23 protein-coding genes and 1 pseudogene are annotated in these 24,717 nt (G+C 71.5%); 22 read left to right on the forward strand and 2 right to left on the reverse strand.

The genetic code is table 11. The features are described 5' to 3' along the window. Positions 1-100: 100 nt before the first annotated feature. Positions 101-1,336, forward strand: coding sequence for a signal recognition particle-docking protein FtsY (gene ftsY, locus IG54_RS0122960; RefSeq protein ID WP_030787557.1), 1,236 nt, complete (start codon positions 101-103; stop codon positions 1,334-1,336). Between the two features lie 148 nt (positions 1,337-1,484). Here the strand turns inward: ftsY and IG54_RS0122965 are convergent, their stop codons facing one another. Next, the gene (locus IG54_RS0122965; protein ID WP_030787560.1) at positions 1,485-2,147 is read right to left on the reverse strand and encodes a bifunctional DNA primase/polymerase; all 663 of its coding nucleotides are present in this window, start codon (positions 2,145-2,147) and stop codon (positions 1,485-1,487) included. A 439-nt stretch (positions 2,148-2,586) separates the two neighbouring features. Between IG54_RS0122965 and IG54_RS0122970 the strand changes: the two genes are divergently transcribed. The 6 genes from IG54_RS0122970 to ftsH all read left to right on the forward strand — a co-directional run bounded on the left by IG54_RS0122970 (position 2,587) and on the right by ftsH (position 12,490). Then, positions 2,587-4,059, forward strand: a complete 1,473-nt coding sequence (locus IG54_RS0122970) for a hypothetical protein (RefSeq protein ID WP_030787563.1) — start codon at positions 2,587-2,589, stop codon at positions 4,057-4,059. Between the two features lie 337 nt (positions 4,060-4,396). Further along, entirely contained in the window at positions 4,397-5,767 is a 1,371-nt protein-coding gene (locus tag IG54_RS0122975) for an ammonium transporter (RefSeq protein WP_030787566.1), read from the forward strand. Further along, positions 5,764-6,102, forward strand: coding sequence for a P-II family nitrogen regulator (locus IG54_RS0122980; protein WP_030787569.1), 339 nt, complete (start codon positions 5,764-5,766; stop codon positions 6,100-6,102). Before IG54_RS0122975 ends, IG54_RS0122980 begins: the two co-directional genes overlap by 4 nt. Positions 6,103-6,161: 59 nt before the next feature. Then, entirely contained in the window at positions 6,162-8,657 is a 2,496-nt protein-coding gene (locus IG54_RS0122985) for a [protein-PII] uridylyltransferase (protein ID WP_030787572.1), read from the forward strand. Positions 8,658-8,862: 205 nt separating this feature from the next. Then, complete coding sequence (gene ffh, locus IG54_RS0122990; RefSeq protein ID WP_030787574.1) at positions 8,863-10,416, forward strand: signal recognition particle protein; 1,554 nt, start codon at positions 8,863-8,865, stop codon at positions 10,414-10,416. A 139-nt stretch (positions 10,417-10,555) separates the two neighbouring features. Next, positions 10,556-12,490: an ATP-dependent zinc metalloprotease FtsH gene (gene ftsH / locus IG54_RS0122995; RefSeq protein ID WP_030787576.1), complete on the forward strand. Its 1,935-nt coding sequence runs from the start codon at positions 10,556-10,558 to the stop codon at positions 12,488-12,490. Between the two features lie 72 nt (positions 12,491-12,562). On the opposite strand, the gene IG54_RS0123000 is transcribed toward ftsH, so the two are convergent. Next, positions 12,563-13,423, reverse strand: a complete 861-nt coding sequence (locus IG54_RS0123000; protein WP_078594386.1) for an SAM-dependent methyltransferase — start codon at positions 13,421-13,423, stop codon at positions 12,563-12,565. Positions 13,424-13,887: 464 nt separating this feature from the next. On the opposite strand from IG54_RS0123000, the gene IG54_RS0123005 reads away from it, so the two are divergent. The 15 genes and pseudogenes from IG54_RS0123005 to IG54_RS43005 all read left to right on the forward strand — a co-directional run. After that, positions 13,888-14,484, forward strand: a complete 597-nt coding sequence (locus tag IG54_RS0123005; RefSeq protein ID WP_030787579.1) for a hypothetical protein — start codon at positions 13,888-13,890, stop codon at positions 14,482-14,484. 189 nt (positions 14,485-14,673) lie between these two features. Next, the gene (gene rpsP, locus IG54_RS0123010) at positions 14,674-15,117 is read left to right on the forward strand and encodes a 30S ribosomal protein S16 (RefSeq protein WP_030787581.1); all 444 of its coding nucleotides are present in this window, start codon (positions 14,674-14,676) and stop codon (positions 15,115-15,117) included. Between the two features lie 2 nt (positions 15,118-15,119). Continuing rightward, the gene (locus IG54_RS0123015) at positions 15,120-15,359 is read left to right on the forward strand and encodes an RNA-binding protein (RefSeq protein WP_014176063.1); all 240 of its coding nucleotides are present in this window, start codon (positions 15,120-15,122) and stop codon (positions 15,357-15,359) included. A 95-nt stretch (positions 15,360-15,454) separates the two neighbouring features. Further along, positions 15,455-16,054 carry a ribosome maturation factor RimM gene (gene rimM, locus IG54_RS0123020; protein ID WP_030787587.1) on the forward strand — a complete coding sequence of 200 codons (600 nt, stop codon included), beginning with the start codon at positions 15,455-15,457 and terminating at the stop codon, positions 16,052-16,054. After that, entirely contained in the window at positions 16,054-16,875 is an 822-nt protein-coding gene (trmD, locus tag IG54_RS0123025) for a tRNA (guanosine(37)-N1)-methyltransferase TrmD (protein WP_030787591.1), read from the forward strand. Before rimM ends, trmD begins: the two co-directional genes overlap by 1 nt. Before the next feature lie 170 nt (positions 16,876-17,045). Further along, a complete protein-coding gene (gene rplS / locus IG54_RS0123030; protein WP_030787595.1) occupies positions 17,046-17,396 on the forward strand; it encodes a 50S ribosomal protein L19 in 351 nt (116 codons plus the stop codon). A gap of 45 nt (positions 17,397-17,441) precedes the next feature. Beyond that, positions 17,442-18,161, forward strand: a complete 720-nt coding sequence (lepB, locus tag IG54_RS0123035) for a signal peptidase I (RefSeq protein ID WP_030787597.1) — start codon at positions 17,442-17,444, stop codon at positions 18,159-18,161. Beyond that, positions 18,154-19,239 (forward strand): signal peptidase I, encoded by a 1,086-nt coding sequence (gene lepB / locus IG54_RS0123040; protein WP_030787599.1) that lies wholly within the window; start codon positions 18,154-18,156, stop codon positions 19,237-19,239. Before lepB (IG54_RS0123035) ends, lepB (IG54_RS0123040) begins: the two co-directional genes overlap by 8 nt. Next, the gene (lepB, locus tag IG54_RS0123045) at positions 19,124-20,107 is read left to right on the forward strand and encodes a signal peptidase I (RefSeq protein ID WP_199809575.1); all 984 of its coding nucleotides are present in this window, start codon (positions 19,124-19,126) and stop codon (positions 20,105-20,107) included. The genes lepB (IG54_RS0123040) and lepB (IG54_RS0123045) overlap by 116 nt, the downstream gene beginning before the upstream one ends. An 80-nt stretch (positions 20,108-20,187) precedes the next feature. Continuing rightward, on the forward strand, positions 20,188-20,946 hold the full coding sequence (lepB, locus tag IG54_RS0123050; protein ID WP_030787604.1) for a signal peptidase I: 759 nt from the start codon (positions 20,188-20,190) through the stop codon (positions 20,944-20,946). Next, positions 20,936-21,463, forward strand: coding sequence for an NUDIX hydrolase (locus tag IG54_RS0123055; RefSeq protein WP_037897579.1), 528 nt, complete (start codon positions 20,936-20,938; stop codon positions 21,461-21,463). Before lepB (IG54_RS0123050) ends, IG54_RS0123055 begins: the two co-directional genes overlap by 11 nt. A 55-nt stretch (positions 21,464-21,518) precedes the next feature. Continuing rightward, positions 21,519-21,827 (forward strand): DUF2469 domain-containing protein, encoded by a 309-nt coding sequence (locus IG54_RS0123060; RefSeq protein WP_003965949.1) that lies wholly within the window; start codon positions 21,519-21,521, stop codon positions 21,825-21,827. Positions 21,828-21,967: 140 nt separating this feature from the next. After that, complete coding sequence (locus IG54_RS0123065) at positions 21,968-22,345, forward strand: YraN family protein (RefSeq protein WP_030787610.1); 378 nt, start codon at positions 21,968-21,970, stop codon at positions 22,343-22,345. Then, the gene (locus tag IG54_RS0123070; RefSeq protein WP_030787613.1) at positions 22,345-23,964 is read left to right on the forward strand and encodes a YifB family Mg chelatase-like AAA ATPase; all 1,620 of its coding nucleotides are present in this window, start codon (positions 22,345-22,347) and stop codon (positions 23,962-23,964) included. The genes IG54_RS0123065 and IG54_RS0123070 overlap by 1 nt, the downstream gene beginning before the upstream one ends. Next, positions 23,961-24,626: pseudogene (locus tag IG54_RS43005) on the forward strand (DNA-processing protein DprA); the annotation flags it as partial. The gene IG54_RS0123070 and the pseudogene IG54_RS43005, both read left to right, overlap by 4 nt. Positions 24,627-24,717 lie beyond the last annotated feature (91 nt).

Genomic DNA, 24,717 nt, shown 5'->3' on the forward strand with positions numbered 1-24,717 from the left:
TCGTACTTTAATCCGAGTAGTGGCTTCTAGGGGCATATGTTCTTTGGAGGAAGACACAAGCTGGGCCTCTCGCGGGGCCATGGCGGATACTGGGTGGGTTATGGAAATCGTCATCCTTGCTGTAGTCATCGCCGTGGTCGTGATCGGCGCGCTCGGCGGGCTCGTGGTCGGCAGCCGCAAGAAGAAGCAGCTGCCCCCGCAGGCCCCGTCCAGCACGCCCACCATCACCGCCCCTTCCGCCGAACCGCAGGTCGGCGACGAGGCCGAGACGCCGCGCGACGAACCGCGCCGCACGATCGAGGAGGTGAAACTCCCGCTCGTCGAGCCCTCGGCGTCGGCCCCGGTGGTCGTCGAGGAACCGGTCGTCGAGGAACCGGCCGCGCCGGAGATCGAGACCCCTGAGCCCACCGCCGGCCGCCTGGTCCGGCTGCGCGCCCGGCTCTCCCGCTCGCAGAACGCGCTCGGCAAGGGACTGCTCACGCTGCTGTCCCGCGAGCACCTCGACGAGGACACCTGGGAGGAGATCGAGGACACACTGCTGACCGCTGACGTCGGCGTCGCGCCCACCCAGGAGCTGGTGGAGCGGCTGCGCGAGCGCGTACGCGTGCTCGGCACCCGCACGCCGGACGAGCTGCGCACGCTGCTGCGCGAGGAACTCATCGCGCTGCTCGGCACGGGCGCGGGCACGGACTTCGACCGCACCGTGAAGACCGAGTCGGGCCTGGAGACCCCGGGCATCGTGATGGTCGTCGGGGTCAACGGCACCGGCAAGACCACCACCACCGGCAAGCTCGCGCGCGTCCTCGTCGCCGACGGCCGCTCCGTCGTCCTCGGCGCCGCCGACACCTTCCGTGCCGCCGCCGCCGACCAGTTGCAGACCTGGGGCGAGCGCGTCGGTGCCCGCACGGTCCGCGGCCCCGAGGGCGGCGACCCCGCCTCGATCGCCTTCGACGCCGTCAAGGAGGGCATCGCCGAGGGCGCGGACGTCGTGCTCATCGACACCGCGGGCCGCCTGCACACCAAGACGGGCCTGATGGACGAGCTGGGCAAGGTCAAGCGCGTCGTCGAGAAGCACGCCCCGCTGGACGAGGTGCTGCTCGTCCTGGACGCCACGACCGGGCAGAACGGCCTGGTGCAGGCGCGGGTCTTCGCCGAGGTCGTCGACATCACCGGCATCGTCCTCACCAAGCTCGACGGCACCGCCAAGGGCGGCATCGTCGTCGCCGTCCAGCGCGAACTGGGCGTGCCGGTCAAGCTCGTGGGCCTCGGCGAGGGCGCGGACGACCTGGCGCCGTTCGAGCCCGAGGCGTTCGTGGACGCGCTGATCGGCGAGTAGGCCCGCCGGGAGTCAGGTGCGGTGCGTCGGCTGTAGCCGGCCTGTGTCTCTGCGGGTGCGTCGTGGCTGGTCGCGCCGTTCCCCGCGCCCCTTCGGGGCGCAACATCAGGGCCTCCTCGTATGGCGCACTGCGAGGGGGCCCTCCGGTCTACGCCGGGGAGCGGTGTGCCACGTACGCCAGCGTCCCGAGCAGGAGCCGCGCCTGGGGCGGGGTCGTCGCCGAGTCGAGCGCGGGGGAGCGCAGCCAGCGGACCGGGCCGAGGCCGCCGCGGTCGGACGGCGGCGCCGTGATGTGGTCGCCGGGGCCCAGGCCGTGCAGGTCGAGGGCGGCGTCGTCCCAGCCCATGCGGTAGAGCAGCCGGGGGAGTTCGGTCGCGGCGCCGGGAGCGACTAAGAACTGCGCCCGGCCGTCGGGCGTGACCGTCACCGGGCCGAGCGGCAGCCCCATCCGCTCCAGACGGACCAGCGCGCGCCGCCCCGCCGTCTCGGCCACCTCGATCACGTCGAAGGCCCGGCCCACCGGCAGCAGCACGGCCGCACCGGGGAACTCGGCCCAGGCGGCCGCCACTTCGTCGAGCGTGGCCCCGGCCGGGACCTCCGGGGCGAAGCCGAGCGGGTGCGCGCCGGGGGCGTCGCAGTCCGTGGCGCCGCAGGAGCAGGCGCCGTCCAGGGCGCGGGCGCCGGGCACCGCGTCCCAGCCCCACAGGCCGGTGTACTCCGCCACCGCCGTACAGTCCGACGGGCGGCCGCGCCGCCGTGATCCGGTCCGGAGCTTGTCGTTCCCCCGGGTGCCGCCGATCGTGAAGCCCATGCCCCCTCCAACGGGTCGAGCGTGCCGCGGTTACGTGAGGGAATCGGAACGTGACCCTCTGCTCTTGAGGCGGCGCTTGGAGGATTCACGGGTGGTGCGCCCGGTGATGTGCGCCCCGGCGTGCTCCGTTCCGCCCCTTTCGGCCGTCCCGTGTCAAGTCAATCGCGTGCGGTGGAGCGGGAGTTCATTCGAAGGGGTGGCGAATGGTGGCGTTTCCGGGATCGCCCTCGCGAGAGGGGTGATCGTAGGATTACTTTCAGTACACGACCCCGGGATTTCGACCACCCGCGGGTATGCCGGAGGCAAGTCGGTTCCCTGTTCGAGGGGTGACATTCTCCGAACGGGCGGCCGCCGGAGGCGGCATTCTGTTAGGGCTTGACATGGAGAAAGCGCACGGCGTGGACGGCGCGCAGGTGTCATGACGGATGGGGGCGTTCCAGTGGGCGGCAATGGCGGAAGCGGTACGAACGCTGAGAAGCGCCCCAATGAGATGCTCACGTCGTGGTTCGTGCGCAGCGGCTGGTCCAAGGGCGAGCTGGCCCGCCAAGTGAACCGCAGGGCGCGGCAGTTGGGCGCCCTCCACATCTCCACGGACACCTCGCGGGTGCGCCGCTGGCTGGACGGCGAGAACCCCCGCGAGCCGATCCCGCGCATCCTGTCCGAGCTGTTCTCCGAGCGGTTCGGCTGCGTCGTCGCCGTCGAGGACCTCGGCCTGCGCGCCGCCCACCGCACCCCCGCGTCCTCCGGCGTCGACCTGCCCTGGACCGGTCCGCAGACCGTCGCGCTCATCAGCGAGTTCTCCCGCAGCGACCTGATGCTGGCCCGCCGCGGCTTCCTCGGCACCTCACTCGCGCTCTCCGCGGGCCCCGCCCTCATCGAGCCCATGCAGCGCTGGCTCGTGCCCTCGCCGTCCACGCCCCGCGAGGAGCCCGACGCGGCCGCGATGCGCCGCCCGGCGCGCCTGTCCAAGCCGGAGCTGGACCTCCTGGAGTCCACCACGGTGATGTTCCGCCAGTGGGACGCCCAGTGCGGGGGCGGGCTCCGCCGCAAGGCCGTCGTAGGCCAGCTGCACGAGGTGACGGACCTGTTGCAGGAGCCCCAGCCCGAAGCCACCGCCCGGCGCCTGTTCAAGGTCGCGGGCGAGCTGGCCGAGCTGGCCGGCTGGATGAGCTACGACGTGGGCCTGCAACCGACCGCCCAGAAGTACTTCGTCCTGGCCCTGCACGCCGCGAAGGAAGCAGGCGAGAAGCCCCTCGGGTCGTACATCCTCTCCAGCATGAGCCGCCAGATGATCCACCTGGGCCGCCCGGACGACGCGCTCGAACTGATCCACCTCGCGCAGTACGGCAGCCGTGACTGCGCCAGCCCCCGCACCCAGGCGATGCTGTATGCGATGGAGGCCCGCGCGTACGCCAGCATGGGCCAGCCCGGCAAGTGCAAGCGGGCCGTGCGGATGGCCGAGGACACCTTCGCCGACGCCGAGGAGTTCGACGAGCCCGAGCCGGACTGGATCCGCTTCTTCTCCGAGGCCGAGCTGAACGGCGAGAACGCCCACTCCTACCGCGACCTGGCCTACGTGGCGGGCCGCAGCCCCACCTACGCCTCGCTCGCCGAGCCCGTCATGGACCGCGCCGTCGAACTGTTCGAGGCGGACGCCGAGCACCAGCGTTCGTACGCCCTGAACCTCATCGGCAAGGCCACCGTCCACCTGCTCCAGCGCGAGCCCGAGCAGAGCACCGTCCTCGCCGGGCAGGCCCTCGACATCGCCAAGAAGGTCCGCTCCGAGCGGGTCAACACCCGGCTCCGCAAGACCGTCGACACCGCCGTACGCGACTTCGGGGACGTCTCCGAGGTCGTCCAGCTCACCGAACGCCTCGCCATCGAGATGCCGGAGACCGCGGAAGCGGTCTGAGACCGGCCCACCCGGCCCCGGCCGCGGCGGACCATCCCGAACAGCCCGACTCGGCTCCCCCTACGCCAGTCAGCCGGATGGCCGCCGCGGCCGGTTCGCATGCCGTGGGCAGGGTAGGAAATCGCGCCCCCCGTGACCCGGCAGTTCATGGACGCGTAACACGCACGCCCTCTTCGTCACTGCGGTGAAACACCGAGGGGCGCCCGCCGAAACGGCGCTGCGCCAATCTCTTGGCGCATAACCGGCCCACAGCCCCGGCCTCCCCAGGAGCACGGGCCCCCTCGGTACCGCACAGGCTTCGCCCGCACGGGCCGCATACGACGACGAGGAGACGCCGATGCCCCCAGGCATCACGATCGCCGCAGACGCCCCCGAGCTGTCTGCCGCGAACACCGGGTTCATGCTCATCTGTTCCGCCCTGGTGATGCTCATGACACCGGGACTCGCCTTCTTCTACGGAGGCATGGTCCGCGTCAAGAGCACCCTGAACATGCTGATGATGAGCTTCATCAGCCTGGGGATCGTCACCATCCTCTGGGTGCTGTACGGCTTCTCCATCGCGTTCGGCACCGACCACGGCAGCCTCTTCGGCTGGGAGAGCGACTACGTCGGGCTCAGCGGCCTCGGCGTCAACCAGCTCTGGGACGGCTACACCATCCCGGTCTACGTCTTCGCCGTCTTCCAGCTGATGTTCGCGATCATCACGCCCGCCCTGATCAGCGGCGCCCTCGCGGACCGCGTGAAGTTCACGGCCTGGGCGCTCTTCGTCGCCCTGTGGGCCACGATCGTGTACTTCCCCGTCGCGCACTGGGTGTGGGGCACCGGCGGCTGGGCCTTCGAGCTGGGCGTCATCGACTTCGCGGGCGGCACGGCCGTGCACATCAATGCCGGTGCCGCGGCGCTCGGCGTCATCCTCGTCATCGGCAAGCGCGTCGGCTTCAAGAAGGACCCGATGCGGCCCCACTCGCTGCCGCTCGTGATGCTCGGCGCGGCCCTGCTGTGGTTCGGCTGGTTCGGATTCAACGCCGGTTCGTGGCTGGGCAACGACGACGGCGTCGGCGCGCTCATGTTCGTCAACACGCAGGTCGCCACCGCCGCGGCCATGCTGGCCTGGCTCCTCTACGAGAAGATCCGGCACGGCGCCTTCACCACGCTGGGCGCGGCCTCCGGCGCGGTCGCCGGTCTCGTCGCGATCACCCCGGCCGGTGGCTCCTGCTCGCCGCTCGGCGCCATCGCCATCGGCGCGATCGCCGGTCTGCTGTGCGCCATGGCCGTCGGGCTCAAGTTCCGCTTCGGCTTCGACGACTCCCTCGACGTCGTCGGCGTCCACCTGGTCGGCGGAGTCGCCGGCTCGATCCTCGTCGGCTTCTTCGCCACGGGCGGCGGTCAGTCGAAGGCCCAGGGCCTGTTCTACGGCGGCGGCCTCGAACAGTTGTGGAAGCAGCTCGCCGGTGTCGGCGCCGTCCTCGCGTACTCCCTGATCGCCTCCGCGGTCCTCGCCCTCCTGATCGACAGGACGATCGGGATGCGGGTCGGCGAGGATGACGAGGTCGCGGGCATCGACCAGGTCGAACACGCCGAGACGGCCTACGACTTCAGCGGCGCGGGCGGCGGCACCGCCCCGCGCACGACGGCGGTCCCCGCCCCGGTCGCGGACCGTGCCGCGGCCCCGGCCCAGACCCAGCAGAACAAGAAGGTGGACGCATGAAGCTCATCACCGCGGTGGTCAAGCCGCACCGGCTCGACGAGATCAAGGAGGCGCTCCAGGCCTTCGGCGTCCAGGGGCTGACCGTCACCGAGGCCAGCGGCTACGGCCGCCAGCGCGGACACACCGAGGTCTACCGAGGTGCCGAGTACACCGTGGACCTCGTACCGAAGATCCGTATCGAGGTCCTCGTCGAGGACGACGACGCCGACCAGGTCCTGGAGGTCGTGGTCAAGGCCGCCCGGACCGGCAAGATCGGCGACGGCAAGGTCTGGAGCGTGCCGGTCGAGACGGCCATCCGGGTGCGGACCGGCGAGCGCGGCCCCGACGCGCTGTGACCCGGCCGACCGGACGCGCAACTGAGCGGAACTGAGCGGGACTGAACAGGAGCTGCTGGGTGACGAGTGTGGACGTACGAACCGAGACGGAAGCGGAAGACTCCGGACCCAGCGGCTACGCGGCGGCCCGGCTGCGGCTCCTCCACGAGGAGTCGCGGTCCGGGCCGCCGCGCCGTTCGGCCCTCTCCGGCCTGACGGACGACTGGCTGGCCGGGCTCTTCCAGGCGGGCTCCGAGAGCGTGCCGCGGGGGGTAGCGCTCGTCGCCGTGGGCGGGTACGGGCGCGGGGAGCTGTCACCGCGCAGCGACCTCGACCTGCTCCTGCTGCACGACGGGAACGCGGACGCCGCCGACGTGGCCGCCCTCGCCGACCGGCTCTGGTACCCCGTCTGGGACCTCGGGCTCGCCCTCGACCACTCCGTGCGTACGCCGTCACAGGCGCGCAAGACCGCGGGCGAGGACCTCAAGGTGCACCTCGGGCTGCTCGACGCGCGGCATATCGCCGGGGACCTGGGGCTGACCGCCGGACTGCGCACCGCCGTGCTCGCCGACTGGCGCAACCAGGCCCCGAAGCGGCTGCCCGAACTGCGCGAGCTGTGCGAGGAAAGGGCCGTACGCCACGGCGAGTTGGGCCACCTCCTCGAACCCGACCTGAAAGAGGCCAGGGGCGGATTGCGCGACGCCACGGCGTTGCGGGCCGTCGCCGCCTCCTGGCTCGCCGACGCGCCGCGCGAGGGCCTCGCCGACGCCCGGCGGCGGCTGCTCGACGTGCGCGACGCGCTGCACCTCGCCACCGGGCGGGCCACCGACCGGCTCGCCCTCCAGGAACAGGACCAGGTCGCCGCCGCGCTCGGCCTGCTGGACGCGGACACCCTGCTGCGACAGGTGTACGAGTCCGCCCGCGTCGTCTCCTACGCCAGTGACGTCACCTGGCGCGAGGTCGGACGCGTGCTGCGGGCCCGGTCCGTGCGGCCGCGGCTGCGGGCCATGCTGGGCGGCCGGGGGGCGGTCGCCGAGCGGTCGCCGCTGGCCGAGGGGGTCGTGGAGCACGACGGGGAGGTCGTGCTCGCCCGTACCGCCCGCCCCGAGCGGGACCCCGTCCTGCCGCTGCGGGCCGCCGCGGCCGCCGCGCAGGCCGGACTCCCGCTGTCGCTGCACGCCGTGCGGCGGCTCGCCGCGTCCGTGAGGCCCCTGCCCACGCCGTGGCCCGCCGAGGCGCGCGAGCAGTTGGTGACGCTGCTCGGCGCGGGGCGGCCGACCGTCGAGGTGTGGGAGGCGCTGGAGGCGGAGGGCCTCATCACGCGGCTGCTGCCCGACTGGGAGCGGGTGCGGTGCAGGCCGCAGCGCAACGCCGTCCACACGTGGACCGTCGACCGGCATCTGGTCGAGACGGCGGTACGGGCCGCCGAACTGACGCGGCGTGTGGGGCGGCCCGACCTGCTCCTGGTGGCCGCGCTGCTGCACGACATCGGGAAGGGCTGGCCCGGGGACCACTCCGCGGCCGGCGAGATCATCGCGCGCGATGTGGCGGCGCGGGTGGGCTTCGACGCGGGAGACGTGGCCGTCGTCGCCTGTCTCGTACGCCACCACCTCTTGCTGGTCGAGACCGCGACGCGGCGCGACCTCGACGACCCGGCGACGGTCCAGCGGGTCGCCGAGGCGGTCGGGTCCGTGGGCACGCTCGAACTGCTGCACGCCCTCACCGAGGCGGACGCGCTCGCCACCGGGCCCGCGGCCTGGTCCGCGTGGCGGGCCGCGCTCGTCGCCGACCTGGTGAAACGGGTGGCGGCGGTGCTGTCGGGCGGCGAGCCGGGCGACGCCTCCGCCGAGGGGGCGGCGCCCACGGCCGAGCAGGAGCGGCTCGCGATCGAGGCGTTCCGTACGGGCGGGCCGGTGCTGGCGTTGCGGACGCGGGCGGAGGGAGTCGCGGGGCCCGCCGAGTCGCCGAAGGCGCCCGAGCCGCTCGGTGTGGAGCTGCTCATCGCCGTACCGGAGCAGCCCGGGGTGCTGTCGGCCGTGGCCGGAGTCCTCGCCACGCACCGGCTGGCGGTACGGACGGCCGAGCTGCGGGAGGTCGCGCTGCCGTCCGGGGTCGAGGGCGCCGGCGGGGGATCGGTGCTGCTGCTCGACTGGCGGGTCGCGGCGGAGTACGGGTCCTTGCCGCAGGCCGCGCGGTTGCGGGCCGACCTGGTGCGGGCGCTGGACGGGACGCTGGACATCGAGGGGCGGCTGCGGGAACGGGACGCCGCCTACCCCCGGCGGCGGGGGACCGTGGCGCCGCCTCCCCGCGTGACGGTGGCGTCGGCGGGCTCACGGCTCGCGACGGTCATCGAGGTCAGGTCCCAGGACGCGCCGGGCCTGCTGCACCGGATCGGGCGGGCGCTGGAGGCGGCGGGAGTGACGGTGCGCAGCGCCCACGTCTCGACGCTGGGGGCGAACGCGGTCGACGCCTTCTATGTGACGGGCGCGGACGGGGGCCCGCTGCCGGGGGAGCGGGCCGCGGAGGTCGCTCGGGGGGTGGAGGGGGCTTTGCGGGAGCTGGCGGGGAAGCAGTAGCCGACCGGGGCGCCCTGCCCGGCCGGCGGGGTGCCTCGGCCGGTGGGCCCGTTCGTTCCCGAGAGGCGGCTGGGGGACGGGGTGCGAGGGCCGAGCGAGGGTCAGTGAGGGAAGAACCGCCCAGAGCCCCTGGCACCACCGCACGCCAGATACTCTGGAAGGCGACCTGTCAGCCCGCCCCCAACTACGAGGATTCGCGACCGCCGTGTTCGATACTCTCTCCGACCGCCTCGCAGCGACATTCAAGAACCTCCGGGGCAAGGGCCGCCTGTCCGAGGCGGACATCGACGCCACGGCGCGCGAGATCCGCATCGCCCTGCTCGAGGCGGACGTCGCCCTGCCCGTCGTACGCGCCTTCATCAAGAAGATCAAGGAGCGCGCGGCCGGCGCCGAGGTCTCCCAGGCGCTGAACCCCGCCCAGCAGGTCATCAAGATCGTCAACGAGGAGCTGATCGGCATCCTCGGCGGCGAGACCCGCCGCCTGCGCTTCGCGAAGACCGCGCCGACCGTCATCATGCTCGCCGGTCTCCAGGGTGCCGGTAAGACGACCCTCGCCGGAAAGCTCGGTCTCTGGCTGAAGGGGCAGGGCCACTCCCCGCTCCTGGTGGCCTGTGACCTCCAGCGCCCCAACGCCGTCAACCAGCTGAGCGTCGTCGCCGAGCGCGCCGGCGTCGGCGTCTACGCCCCCCAGCCGGGCAACGGCGTGGGCGACCCGGTGCAGGTCGCCAAGGACTCCATCGAGTTCGCCAAGACCAAGCAGTACGACGTGGTCATCGTCGACACCGCAGGCCGCCTCGGCATCGACCAGGAGCTGATGCAGCAGGCCGCGGACATCCGCGACGCGGTCAGCCCGGACGAGGTCCTGTTCGTCGTCGACGCCATGATCGGCCAGGACGCGGTCAACACCGCCGAGGCCTTCCGCGACGGCGTCGGCTTCGACGGCGTGGTGCTCTCCAAGCTCGACGGTGACGCCCGCGGTGGTGCCGCGCTGTCGATCGCGCAGGTCACCGGCCGCCAGATCATGTTCGCCTCGAACGGCGAGAAGCTGGACGACTTCGACGCGTTCCACCCGGACCGCATGGCGTCCCGCATCCTCGGCATGGGCGACATGCTCACGCTCATCGAGAAGGCCGAGCAGACCTTCTCCCAGCAAGAGGCCGAGAAGATGGCCTCCAAGCTGGCGAGCAGCAAGGGCAAGGACTTCACGCTCGACGACTTCCTGGCCCAGATGGAGCAGGTCAGGAAGATGGGCAGCATCAGCAAGCTGCTCGGGATGATGCCCGGCATGGGGCAGATCAAGGACCAGATCAACAACATCGACGAGCGGGACGTCGACCGCACCGCCGCCATCATCAAGTCGATGACCCCGGCCGAGCGCCAGGAGCCGACGATCATCAACGGCTCGCGCCGCGCCCGTATCGCCAAGGGCTCCGGTGTCGAGGTCAGCGCCGTGAAGAGCCTTGTCGAGCGGTTCTTCGAGGCGCGGAAGATGATGTCCCGCATGGCCCAGGGCGGCGGCATGCCGGGTATGCCCGGACTGCCGGGCATGGGTGGCGGCGCCGGCAAGCAGAAGAAGAAGCAGAAGCAGGCCAAGGGCAAGCGGCGCTCCGGCAACCCCATGAAGCGCAAGCAGGAGGAGCTGGAGGCGGCCACGCGCCGCGAGCAGGCCGGTCAGGACGGCGGCGCCTTCGGCCTTCCGGGCGGGCAGGCCGGGCAGAACTTCGAGCTGCCCGACGAGTTCAAGAAGTTCATGGGCTGAGCGCGCCCGCCGCGCGAGTTCCACCTCGTACGAAGCCTGGGGCGTCCCTCTACGGAGGGGCGCCCCAGGCGTTTTCCGGCCCCCCGGAGGCGCCGACAGCGCGAGTGCCGAGGTCTGTTTTGTGTCGTAACGTCCGGATATGAGCAACCCTGTGCCGCCACGCCAGGCGCCGGATCAGCCGTGGCGCTCCGAGGGCGCACCTCCGCCCGCCCCCACGCCCCCGCCCAAGAAGAAGATGCCGGGCGGCTGGGGCGGGCTCGTCCTGACGGCTCTGATCGTCTACCTCATCGCCAATCTCGTGCTGTCCTTCTTCAACGACGGGGACGAGCCGACCATCTCGTACACCGAGTTCAGCAAACAGGTCGACTCCGGCAACGTCTCGAAGATCTACTCCAAGGGCGACGCGATCCAGGGGCAGCTCAAGAAGGAGCGGGAGAAGCCGGGTGACGAGAAGGGCAAGTACACCAAGTTCACCACCCAGCGGCCCGCCTTCGCCGACGACAAGCTCTGGGACGACCTGACCAAGCACGACGTCACCGTCACCGCCGAGCCTGTGGTGCAGGAGCGCAGCTTCCTGTCCAACCTGCTGATCTCGCTCGCCCCGATGCTGCTCCTGGTGGCGCTGTGGATCTTCATCGCCCGGCGCATGGCCTCAGGGATGGGCGGCGGTGGCGGCATGCTGGGGCGCAAGACGCCCCCCAAACCGGTCGAGCTGGAGCCCGGCGCGAAGCGGACCACGTTCGAGGACGTGGCGGGCATCGACGAGGTCGAGGGCGAGCTGAACGACGTCGTCGACTTCCTCAAGAACCCCGACGCCTACCGCGCGATGGGCGCCAAGATGCCGCGCGGCGTGCTGCTCGCGGGCCCGCCCGGCACCGGCAAGACCCTGCTCGCCCGCGCCGTCGCGGGTGAGGCGGGCGTGCCCTTCTTCTCGGCCTCCGCCTCCGGGTTCATCGAGATGATCGTCGGCGTGGGCGCCTCGCGCGTACGGGAACTCTTCGCCGAGGCCCGCAAGGTGGCGCCCTCGATCATCTTCATCGACGAGATCGACACCATCGGACGCGCGCGGGGCGGCGGCAGCGGCATGGGCGGCCACGACGAGCGCGAGCAGACGCTGAACCAGATCCTCACCGAGATGGACGGCTTCTCGGGCGCGGAAGGCGTCATCGTCCTCGCCGCCACCAACCGCGCCGACGTCCTCGACCCCGCCCTCACCCGGCCCGGCCGCTTCGACCGCGTCGTCAACGTCTCGCCCCCGGATCGCGGCGGACGCGAGGCCATCCTCAGGATCCATACGAGGGCCATCCCGCTGGCCGACGACGTCGACCTCGCCCAGGTCGCCCGTACGACCCCGGGGATGACCGGCGCGGAACTGGCCAATCTCGCCAACGAAGCGGCCCTCCTCGCCGTCAAGCGCAAGCAGCGGACCGTCACGCAGTCCGACCTCTCCGAAGCCATGGAGAAGGTCCAGCTGGGCGCCGAGCGGCCGCTGGTCATGCCGGAGGAGGAGCGTCGGCGGACGGCGTACCACGAGAGCGGGCACGCACTGCTCGGCATGTTGCAGCCCGGCGCCGACCCGGTCCGCAAGATCACCATCGTGCCGCGCGGCCGCGCCCTCGGCGTCACGCTGTCGACCCCGGACTCCGACAAGTACGCCTACACGGAGGAGTACCTCCGGGGTCGCATCATCGGCGCCCTGGGAGGCATGGCCGCCGAACACGTCGTCTACGGAGTCATCACCACCGGCGCCGAGAACGACCTGGAGCAGGTCACCAACATCGCCCGCGGCATGGTCGGCCGCTGGGGCATGAGCGAACTCGTGGGGCGCCTGTCCGCGCTCCCGAGCGACGCCCAGCAGGCCTACGGCCTCTCCGCCGCCCCCCAGACGCTCGACACGATCGACGGCGAGATGCGGCGGATCGTCGACGAGTGCTACGAGAACGCCTGCCGCCAACTGCGCGACCACCGCGGACAGCTCGACGCGCTCGCCGCCGCGCTCCTGGAGAACGAGACCCTGGAGGAAGCGGAGGCATACCGGGTCGCCGGCGTCGTCCGGACGACCAAGAGCGGCTAGCCGCCGATCGACGGATGCGTCTCGGGCCGACGCGTACGCCTCGCCCGACGCGTACGAGTGTCGAGCCGTGGCTCAGGGCGTACGCGCGATCAAGTACCGGAAGACGTTCGGCATCCACACCGTCCCGTCCCGGCGCCGATGCGGATGCAGCGCCTCCGTCAGCTCCTTGTCGACCTGCACCTTGTCCGTCGCCCCCACCGCCGCGTCGAACAGGCCCGTCGAGAGCAGCCCCCGGACCGCGCTCTCCACGTCCGCGTACCCGAAGGGGCACGCGACCCGCCCCGAGCCGTCCGGCCTGAGGCCCGCCCGGTGGGCCACCTCCTCCAGGTCGTCCCGCGAGGCCGGGCGCCAACTGCCCGCACTGCGCAGGGGATCGGCCAACTTGGTCGCCACCCTCAGGACCGTGGACGTGGCGCAGCGCTCCGGAGGACCCCATCCGGCGAGCACCACCGCCGCGCCATGACCGGCGAGCGGGGCCGCCGCCTCCAAGAGGCTGGAGAGCCCTTCGGAGTCGCCCGCCGTGCAACCGATCGGCTGGAACGCGGTGACGAGGTTGTACGCGGGCACGCCCGGCCCCGCCGCCTCTCCGGGGCCGCCCTCCACGAGCCGCGGCTCGGCACGCGCGCGTGCCTCGGCGGCCGCGTCCGGCAACAGCCGGTCCCGCGCGAGAGCCAGCCGTTCGGGTGCCGAGGCGTCGACACCGGTGACCGCGGCGCCCCGGGCCACCGCCATCAGCAGGGCGAGTCCGGATCCGCAGCCGAGACCGAGCAGCCGGGTGCCATTGCCCACGTCGAGCCGTTCGTACACCGCTTCATAGAGCGGGACCAGCATCCGTTCCTGGATCTCCGCCCAGTCACGCGCGCGTGCACCCAGGTCCACACGGGGCGCCCGGCCCGCGTGCGGGAGGTGCGACTGCGCGAGTGTTGGTGTCATCGAAAGCGCCCCAATCCGCCGAGAGTTATAGCCGTGCCGGTAGTCAACGGTTCGTCCGCCCCCGTGCAGTGCGCTCGCACTCCCCCCCGTATGCCAGAGAACTCCGCATCCGTCGTGGCGTCCAGGGGTTGTCGCCCAATGCTTGTGCGCCCCGCCGCGTACGTCACCGCCGTGTGCGTCCCCGCCGAACGAAGGCCGAACGAAGAAGGCCGAAGAAGGCGGGCCGGTGCCCGGTGCCGATGCGACCCCGGGTAACGTCCCTGCGAGACCCGGCGTGAGGGCTTTGCCTACGCGCCGGGGCGTACGCGCCACTACGTACCGGCTTGATGCGAGCTGTGAGGCTTCTCCGCAGATCAGCGCACCCGCCCTCGTCCGGACGCATCAACGGCAACTGACGGGTACGTGCAAATTATTTGGGATGCCCCGGAATGGAACCCCCGAGGCGCCCGGCTCGTTGTCACGACGTGAGCACGACACCACCTGTTCTCGCCGCAGAGCTGGCACAGGCGTGGGCCGACATTCAGCGGCACCACTCCGAGCTGCCCGATCTCGCCGCGCCCGAATCCCTGATCGGAGAGTCGTCGTCCGCCTGTGGCGCCGAGCTCTCCTTCGAGCGACTGCTTCACGAGGCAGTCCATGGCATCGCCGCCTCGCGCGGCGTACGCGACACCTCACGCGCCGGCCGGTATCACAACCGGCGGTTCCTCGCGATCGCCGAGGAGCTGGGCCTGGACCATCCCGAGGAGCCACATCCGAGCAGCGGCTTCTCCCTGGTCACACTCAACCCCGAGGCCAAGAGGCGGTACCGCCCGACGATCGAGCGCTTGCAGCGTGCCCTGAAGGCGCACACCGCGGCGACGACCACGGACACCGCCCGCAGCTTCCGGGGCCCGGCCGCCCGGCACGGCTCCTCCGGAGGCGGCGTACGCGTAAAGGCGGTCTGCGACTGCGGGCGCAACGTCCGCGTCGTCCCCTCCGTGCTCGCCCAGGCCCCCATCATGTGCGGCGGCTGCGGCAAGCCCTTCCGCATCCCGGAAGCGATCGGCGCGGGCGTGGGCTGAGCAGGGCCGGGGCGCCCGGACCGGGTGCGGGTGCCCCGGCGACGTATGGCACAATGGCTAGCTGTACTCGACAGTCGCATAGGACCCCTCTCTCCTCCGGCTGACGCGTCCATCGGGCACTCGAGTACCGCAACCCCACGCGGCATCCCGTTGTGCCCACCCACGTCAAGACCAGGAGACACCACTCCCGTGGCAGTCAAGATCAAGCTGAAGCGTCTGGGCAAGATCCGTTCGCCTCACTACCGCATCGTCGTCGCCGACTCCCGTACCCGCCGTGACGGCCGGGCCATCGAGGAGATCGGCCTGTACCACCCGGTGCAGAACCCCTCGCGCATCGAGGTCAACTCGGAGCGTGCCCAGTACTGGCTGTCCGTCGGCGCCCAGCCGACCGAGCCGGTCATGGCGATCCTCAAGCTCACCGGCGACTGGCAGAAGCACAAGGGCCTGCCGGCCCCGGCGCCGCTGAAGGTTGCCGAGCCCAAGGACAAGCGCGCCGCGTTCGAGGCCTTCACCAAGGGTCTTGAGGGCGACGACGCCAAGGGCGAGGCCATCACCCAGAAGGCCAAGAAGGCGGACAAGAAGGCGGACGAGGCTGCTGACGCGGCTGCGTCCACCGAGTCGACCGAGGCCTGAGCATGCTCGAGGAGGCTCTCGAGCACCTCGTGAAGGGCATCGTCGACAACCCCGACGACGTGCAGGTGGCCTCGCGCAACCTGCGCCGTGGGCGCGTCCTGGAGGTCCGGGTCCACCCGGACGACCTCGGCAAGGTGATCGGCCGTAACGGCCGCACCGCGCGCGCTCTGCGGACCGTCGTGGGCGCCATCGGCGGCCGCGGTGTCCGCGTCGACCTCGTCGACGTGGACCAGGTTCGCTGAACCGGGTTCCGCTGGAACCACAGCAGCACCGGCTCGGGCCGGGGAAGGCCTCAGGGCCTTCCCCGGCCCGTAGTCGTTGAACGAGGAGAAACGCAGTGCAGTTGGTAGTCGCCCGCATCGGCCGTGCCCACGGCATCAAGGGAGAGGTCACCGTCGAGGTCCGCACCGACGAGCCGGAGCTGCGGCTCGGCCCCGGCGCCGTCCTCGCGACCGAACCCGCCGCCATCGGCCCGCTGACCATCGAGACCGGCCGGGTGCACAGCGGCCGCCTCCTGCTGCGCTTCGAAGGCGTGCGCGACCGCACGGGCGCCGAGGCGCTGCGCAACACGCTCCTGATCGCCGAGGTGGACCCGGAGGAGCTGCCCGAGGAAGAGGACGAGTACTACGACCACCAGCTCATGGACCTCGACGTCGTCACCAAGGACGGCGAGGAGGTGGGCCGGATCACCGAGATTTCGCACCTGCCCTCGCAGGACCTCTTCATCGTGGAACGCCCCGACGGCAGCGAGGTGATGATCCCCTTCGTCGAGGAGATCGTCGTCGAGATCGACCTGGAGGAGCAGAAGGCCGTCATCGACCCGCCGCCCGGGCTCATCGACGACCGCGCCGAGATCGCCTCCACGCGGGACGCCGAGGCGGCCCCGGACAGCGGACCGGACTCCGGGAGCGAGTCGGCCGCGGAGGACAAGGCGTAATGCGGCTCGACGTCGTCACGATCTTCCCCGAGTACCTGGACCCCCTGAACGTCTCCCTCGTGGGCAAGGCACGCGCGCGTGGGCAGCTCGACGTGAACGTGCACGACCTCAGGGAGTGGACGTACGACCGTCACAACACGGTCGACGACACCCCCTACGGCGGCGGCCCCGGCATGGTCATGAAGACCGACCCCTGGGGCGCGGCCCTCGACGACGTGCTCGCCGAGGGGTACGAGTCCGGGGCCCACGGCCCCGTCCTGGTCGTCCCCACGCCCAGCGGGCGCCCCTTCACCCAGGAACTCGCCGTGGAGCTGTCCGAGCGCCCCTGGCTGGTCTTCACGCCCGCGCGCTACGAGGGCATCGACCGGCGCGTCATGGACGAGTACGCGACCCGTATGCCCGTCTACGAGGTGTCCATCGGCGACTACGTCCTCGCGGGCGGGGAAGCGGCCGTCCTGGTCATCACGGAGGCGGTCGCCAGGCTCCTCCCCGGTGTCCTCGGCAACGCCGAGTCCCACCAGGACGACTCCTTCGCGCCCGGCGCCATGGCCAACCTCCTCGAAGGCCCCGTCTACACAAAGCCTCCCCAGTGGCGCGGTCACGGCATCCCGGACGTCCTGCTCAGCGGCCACCACGGCAAGATCGCGCGCTGGCGGCGGGACGAGGCGCTGCGCCGCACCACCCGCAACAGGCCCGACCTCATCGAGCGCTGCGACCCCAAGGCCTTCGACAAGAAGGACCGCGAGATGCTCTCGATCCTGGGGTGGCGGCCGGGGCCCGACGGCCGATTTGGGCGGAGCCCCGAGGCCGTGGAAGAATAGGCCGCTGCTGTACGTCCAGCGTGCGCCCCTGCCACAGGGGGATCGACCGAAGCTCGCACCCCGCGTTCGCGGGGGATGGTCCAGACGCCCGCCCGACGCGATCAGCTACCGAATCCTCATCATCACGTACCGCTGATGACCTGTGGCATCAGCGAAGAAAGCAGACCATCATGGCTAACCTGCTCGACTCCGTCGACAGCGCGTCGCTGCGCAGCGACATCCCGGCGTTCCGCCCGGGTGACACCGTCAACGTCCACGTCCGCGTCATCGAGGGCAACCGCTCCCGTGTGCAGCAGTTCAAGGGCGTAGTCATCCGCCGCCAGGGTGCCGGCGTGCGCGAGACCTTCACGGTCCGCAAGGTCTCCTTCTCCGTCGGCGTCGAGCGCACCTTCCCGGTGCACACCCCGATCGTCGAGAAGATCGAGCTTGTCACCCGCGGTGACGTGCGTCGCGCGAAGCTGTACTACCTCCGTGACCTGCGCGGCAAGGCCGCGAAGATCAAGGAGAAGCGCGACAACTGAGCTGGCGCGCGGGTTCACAGCGGGGCCGGATAGCATCTGGCCCCGATGGACACCGAAGCACAGCACCCGGAGCGCGACCGCTCCTCCCCACCCTCCGATCCCGGCGACGTCCCGCACGTCGCCGAGGCATCCGAGGAGGCGGAGGAACGGTCGCGCTCCGTTTTTATGTCACTCGTCTCCCGGCTGCCGGGCGGCGGGCTCACACTGACGTTCCTGCTGTGTGTGGGGGCCATGCTCGCCGTCAGCGCCTTCGTGGTGCAGCCCTTCCAGATTCCCAGCGGCTCCATGGAGCCCGCGTTCCGGGTCGGGGACCGGGTACTCGTGAACAAGTTGGCGTACCGTTTCGGGTCCGAGCCGCAGCGGGGTGACGCGGTCGTCTTCGACGGCAGCGGCTACTTCGGAGACGCCGACTACATCAAGCGGGTCGTGGGCACCGGGGGAGACCGGGTGGTCTGCTGCGAGGGGGGAGGCATCAAGGTGAACGGCGAGCCGGTCGACGAGCCCTACCTGTACCCGGGGGACACGCCCTCCCAGGTGCCCTTCGATGTCGTCGTCCCCGAAGGCAGCCTGTTCCTGCTCGGCGACCACCGCAGCGACTCGCGTGACTCCCGCGACCACCTGGGGCAGCCCGGCGGCGGAATGATCCCCGTCGACGAGGTCATCGGCCGGGCCGACTGGATCGCCTGGCCGATCGGCCACTGGACCTCCCTGGAGCGACCCGACAGCTACGCGCGCGTGCCCGATCCGGGCGGCGCGCATGGGTAGCCGCGGACGGACGCGCACCGCGGGCCACCGTGCCGATACCCGGCTGCCCACCGGGTCCCGGCCGACCAGCGGGCCCGTCCTGCCGGGCCGGGCCGACCGGCGCAGGCTCGCGAAGAAGGTCAAGCGGCGCAGGCGGCGTTCGGCGATCAAGGAGATACCCCTCCTCATAGGTGTGGCGCTGCTCATAGCGCTCGTCCTGAAGACCTTCCTGGTGCAGGCCTTCGTGATCCCCTCGGGCTCCATGGAGCAGACGATCCGCATCGGGGACCGGGTCCTGGTCGACAAGCTCACCCCCTGGTTCGGAGCGAAGCCGGAACGCGGCGATGTCGTCGTCTTCAAGGACCCCGGCAACTGGCTCGAAGAGGAACAGGGCAGGAAGAAGGACGACCCCGTGGTCGTCAAGCAGGTCAAGGAAGGCCTGACCCAGATCGGCCTGCTGCCGTCCGACAGCGAGCGGGACCTGATCAAGCGCGTGATCGGCGTCGGCGGCGACACCGTGAAGTGCTGCGACAAGAACGACAAGGTCACCGTCAACGGCACCCCGCTCGACGAGCCCTACATCCACCCCGGCGACAAGCCCTCGGCCTTCGAGTTCAAGGTGAAGGTCCCCGAAGGACGCCTCTTCATGATGGGCGACCACCGCAGCGACTCGGCAGACTCCCGCTTCCACCGCACGGAGAAGTTCGCCGGCACCATCGCCGAGGACCAGGTCGTCGGGCGCGCCCTTGTCATCGCCTGGCCCCTCGGCCACTGGCGCAAGCTGGAGGAGCCGGACACGTACGCGTCCGTACCCGACGCGCGTACGGGGTCGAACGCCGCCACAGGCGTGTCGCATAGGGTGGCTCATGGCGATCGATACGGATTGATCCGACTCCCGACCCCTGCGGAACTCCCGCTCGTTATGGGAGTGGTGGGCCTGCATCGCATCTGGGGCAGGCGGCGGCACGGACTGAGGAGTGGATGTGGGGGATTTGGCGGTCGGCGCACGATCCGGACACGAGGGGCCCGAGGAGCGGCCGGGGCGATCCGACGAGCCGGGCGCCGAGGCCGCCGCGGGCGGTACGAACCTCGGGAGTGACGCCGCGCACGGCGACGAGGCGAAGAGCGAGCAGGACGCCAAGAAGAGCGAGCAGGACGCCAAGCAGCCGAAGAAGGCGCGGTCCTTCTGGAAGGAGCTGCCGCTCCTCATCGGTATCGCGCTGGTCCTGGCGCTGGTGATCAAGTCCTTCCTGGTCCAGGCGTTCTCGATCCCCTCGGACTCGATGCAGAACACCCTCCAGCAGGGCGACCGCGTCCTCGTCGACAAGCTGACGCCGTGGTTCGGCTCCGAGCCCGAGCGCGGCGAGGTCGTCGTCTTCAGGGACCCGGGCCACTGGCTGGACGGCGAGCCCACCCCCGACCCGAACGCGGTCCAGCGGGTCCTCGGCTGGATCGGCCTGATGCCGTCCGCCGACGAGAAGGACCTCATCAAGCGCGTCATCGCCGTCGGCGGCGACACCGTGGAGTGCAAGGGCACAGGCCCGGTGAAGGTCAACGGCAAGGCGCTGAACGAGCCGTACGTCTTCCCGGGCAACACCCCGTGCACGGTCGACGACCAGGGCGGCCAGTTCAAGAAGACCGTGCCCAAGGGCAAGATCTGGGTCATGGGCGACCACCGGCAGAACTCGCTGGACTCCCGCTACCACCAGAACCAGCCCGGCGGCGGCGCCGTCCCCGTGGACAACGTGGTGGGCCGCGCCATCGTGATCGCCTGGCCGCCCACCCGCTGGGCGACGCTCCCCAAGCCGGACACGTTCGACCAGCCGGGCATCAACGCCCTGTCGAGCGCGGCGCCGGGCGTCCTCGGCCTCGCCGGCGCCGTGCCGATCGTGCTGTGGCGCAGGCGGCGCCTGACGGTGACCGCAGCGCGCGCAGCGAGGGTTACCGGCGGCAGTACCGCCGGGTAGGGTGCCGTCCCAGATCGCCGATCTTCCGCCGTCCGTACGCACGGGCGGCGGAGTCGTCTTTGAGACGGGGGAGTACCGGGATGAGCAGGACACGTCGTACGGACGAGGGCCGGGGCAGGCTCGGCAGCGTGCTGTCGGGCATCGCCGTGGCCCTCGGCTGTGTCCTCTTCCTCGGCGGCTTCGCCTGGGGCGCGGTCCTGTACCAGCCGTACGCGGTTCCCACCGGGTCGATGACGCCGACGATCGGCTCGGGCGACCGGGTCCTCGCACAGCGGATCGACGGCGACGAGGTGCGCCGCGGTGACGTGGTCGTCTTCGAGCAGTCGACCTGGGGCGACTTGCCGATGGTCAAACGGGTGGTCGGCATAGGCGGCGACAAGATCGCCTGCTGCGAGGACGGCAAGCTGACCGTCAACGGCAAGGAAGTCGCAGAACCGTATCTGCCCGAGGGACAGGACGCCGCGGCCACCGGCATCCCCACCACGACCGTCCCCAAGGGCCGCCTGTTCCTGCTCGGCGACGAGCGCAGCGGCTCCCTCGACTCCAGCGTCCACCTCAACGACGGGACCCACGGCTCGGTGCCGCGCGACGCCGTGAAGGCGCGGGTCGACGCGGTGGCCTGGCCCATGGACAAGTTCGGCATGCTGGAGCGCCCGGAGGGCTTCGCGGACATGCCCGGCGGCCTCTCCGAACCCGGTCCGCTGCGGCTGGTGGTGACCGCGATCGTGGTGGGCATGGTGCTCGTCCTCGGCGGCGCCGCGTACGGACCGGTGGCCAGGCTGCTGGGCCGCGGACGCGGCAGGAGCCGTGCGAGGGAGGCCGGCGCCGGTGTCGGCTGAGGACGCCGCGCGGGTCGCGCTGTCGCCGACGGGGCGGCCGCTGCGCAGGGTCGCCCGGGTGGTGCTGCTCGACCCCGACGACCGCCTCCTGCTGCTGCACGGGCATGAGCCCGGTGACCCGGCGGACGACTGGTGGTTCACGCCGGGCGGCGGTCTGGAGGGCGACGAGACGCGGGAGCAGGCCGCCCTGCGCGAGCTGCGTGAGGAGACCGGCATCACGGAGGTCGAGCTGGGTCCCGTGCTGTGGCGCCGGGTCTGCTCCTTCCCCTTCGCCGGGCGCCGCTGGGACCAGGACGAGTGGTACTACCTCGCGCGTACGTCACAGACGGCGACCGTGGCCGAGGGGCTGACGGAGCTGGAGCGCCGCAGCGTCGCCGGAGCGCGATGGTGGACGTGCCGGGAACTGACCGGGGCTCATGAGACGGTGTACCCGACCAGGCTCGCCGAGCTGTTTCGCAGACTGCTCGACGAGGGGCCCCCGGACCGGCCCGAGATCCTCGACACCGAAATCGTGTAGGGGCTCGCGGGGCTGACGCACAATAGGGGGACGCACGGCTGAAGGGGAACATGCCATGAGCGCCGAGGACCTCGAGAAGTACGAGACCGAGATGGAGCTGAAGCTCTACCGGGAGTACCGCGATGTCGTCGGTCTGTTCAAATACGTGATCGAGACCGAGCGGCGGTTCTACCTCACCAATGACTACGAGATGCAGGTGCACTCGGTCCAGGGTGAGGTGTTCTTCGAGGTGTCCATGGCGGACGCCTGGGTGTGGGACATGTACCGGCCTGCTCGGTTCGTGAAGCAGGTGCGGGTGCTCACGTTCAAGGACGTGAACATCGAGGAGCTGAACAAGAGCGATCTTGAGCTGCCGGGGGGCTGAGCTGTCGGCAGCTCAGGGCTGCTGAGCTGCCGGGATTCACTCGCCGGAGTGGCGGAGTTTTCCACAACCGGTGAGTAACGCACCAAGATCCAATAGGTGCGGGCTGATCCGTGACCGTGGGTGTCGGAGGTGATGCCGACATGAACGCACGGGGAGCACTCGGCAAGTACGGCGAAGACCTGGCCGCGCGGCGGCTGGTCGAAGCGGGGATGACGGTCCTTGAGCGCAATTGGCGCGCGGGCAGGACCGGCGAGATCGACATCGTGGCGATGGACGGCGAGGCACTCGTCGTCTGCGAGGTCAAGACGCGCAGGGCGGGCCTGGTCGGCTCCGCGGTGTTCCAGCATCCGATGGCGGCCGTGGGCCAGCTCAAGGCGGAGCGGCTGCGGCGCCTGGCGGAGCGCTGGATCGAGGAGCGCGGCGGCCCACCGCCGGGAGGCGTCCGCATCGACCTGGTCGGCGTGCTGCTCCCGCGGCGCGGCGCTCCCGTGGTCGAGCACGCGCGGGGGGTGGCCTGATGGGATTCGCGCGTACGTGTTCCGTGGCGCTGGTCGGCGTCGAGGGCGTGGTCGTCGAGGTGCAGGCCGATCTGGAGCCGGGCGTGGCGGCGTTCACCCTGGTGGGGCTGCCGGACAAGAGTCTGACGGAGAGCCGGGACCGGGTCAGGGCCGCCGTGGTCAATTCGGGCGGGGAGTGGCCCCAGAAGAAGCTCACGGTGGGGCTGAGCCCGGCGTCGGTCCCCAAGGGCGGCAGCGGTTTCGATCTCGCCGTCGCGTGCGCGGTGCTCGGGGCGGCCGAGCGGATCGATCCCCGGGTGCTCGCCGACATCGTCATGATCGGCGAGCTGGGACTCGACGGACGGGTGCGCCCGGTCCGTGGGGTACTCCCGGCGGTCCTCGCCGCCGCGGACGCCGGGTACGAACAGGTGGTCGTCCCCGAGTGCACGGCCGCGGAGGCCTCGCTGGTGCCGGGGATCTCGGTCCTCGGGGTGCGCAGCCTGCGGCAGCTCATCGCGGTGCTCACCGACGAGCCGGTGCCGCACGAGGAGCCGGACGAGCCGGGGCGGCCCGATCCACTGCTGGCCGGGCTCTGCGTGCCGGGGACCGGATTGGGCACGGGACTCGGCGGCGCGACGGACGACGCGCACGGCCTCGACCTGGCCGACGTCGTCGGGCAGGCGGCGGCGAGGGCCGCCGTGGAGGTGGCCGCGGCCGGGGCGCACCACCTCTTCCTGCAAGGGCCACCGGGCGCGGGCAAGACCATGCTCGCGGAGCGGCTGCCGGCGATCCTGCCCCGGCTGACCCGCGAGGAGTCCCTGGAAGTGACGGCGGTCCACTCCGTGGCGGGCATGCTCCCGCCGGGCAAGCCGCTGGTCGACCTCGCGCCGTACTGCGCGCCCCATCACTCCGCGACGATGCAGTCGCTCGTGGGCGGCGGCAAGGGCCTCGCGCGGCCGGGCGCGGTTTCGTTGGCTCATAGAGGAGTGCTCTTTCTGGACGAGGCGCCGGAGTTCAGCAGCCAGACCCTGGACTCCTTGCGTCAGCCGCTCGAGTCGGGCCACGTGGTGATCGCGCGCAGCGCGGGAGTGGTGCGGCTGCCCGCGAAGTTCCTGATGGTCCTCGCGGCCAACCCCTGCCCCTGCGGTCGGCATACGTTGCTCGGGGACGGCTGCGAGTGCCCGGCCTCCGCCGTCCGGCGCTATCAGGCCCGCCTGTCGGGACCGCTGCTCGACCGGGTCGATCTGAAGGTCGAGGTGGAGGCCGTCACCCGGTCCGAACTCGCCGGGTACGGCACGCCCGGGGAGTCCACGCGGACCGTCGCCGACCGGGTGCGCGCCGCGCGTGAGAGAGCGGCTGCCCGGCTCACCGGGACCGGCTGGCGGACCAACAGCGAGGTCCCCGGGCACGCGCTGCGCACCCGATGGCCCGCCGCCCCAGGAGCGCTGGACGCGGCCGAGCTGGACCTGGAGCGCGGCTTCCTGACCGCCCGTGGGCTCGATCGCGTCCTGCGGGTGGCGTGGACCGTGGCGGACCTGGCCGGGCACGACCGGCCCTCCGCTCACGATGTCGCCCTGGCCCTCCAACTGCGTACGGGCATCTCGCGAGGTGTCCCGATGCCGATCGGCGTGGCGAGGTGAGCGCCGGGCCGCCGACGGACGAAGAGCGCCTGGCCAGGCTCGCCCTGACGCGGGTCCTTGAGCCCGGGGACGCGGTCGGGGGCAGATGGCTGCGGGAGGCCGGTGCCGTCGAGGTGCTGCGCAGGCTCGGTGAGGAGGAGGGGAGGTTGGCGGGGGTGACCTCGCGGCGGTGGCAAGGGCTGCGCGCGCGAGCCGCCAGGGCGCGGCCGGAGTGTGACCTGGAGTCGGCGCGGGACGTCGGGGCACGGTTCGTGTGCCCGGGGGACGCGGAATGGCCGCTGCCGCTGGACGACCTCGGGGACGCCCGGCCGATCGGGCTCTGGGTGCGCGGGCGGCCCTCGTTACGGATATGGGCGGTGCGGTCGGTGGCCGTCGTGGGAGCCCGGGCCTGCACGCAGTATGGCGCGCACATGGCCGCCGACCTCGGCGCGGGGCTCGCGGAGCGCGGCTGGGTCGTGGTCTCCGGCGGGGCGTACGGCGTGGACGGCGCCGCGCACCGCGGGGCGCTCGGCGCGGGCGGTGCCACCGTGGCCGTGCTGGCCTGCGGGGTGGACCGGCCCTATCCCCGCGGGCATGTCGAACTGATCGGAAGGATCGCGGAACAGGGTCTGGTCGTCGGGGAGTTGCCGCCGGGGGACCACCCCACGCCGAGCCGGTTTGTTAACTGCACTTTCTCGGACTCGTTGAGCGAGACGACATTCGTCTGCTCAAGGAGGCCCGCGTGACGGGAAGCCTGCATCACCAGCTGATCGA

This window comes from Streptomyces sp. NRRL S-920, assembly GCF_000717945.1.
GTDB lineage: Bacteria > Actinomycetota > Actinomycetes > Streptomycetales > Streptomycetaceae > Streptomyces > Streptomyces alboniger.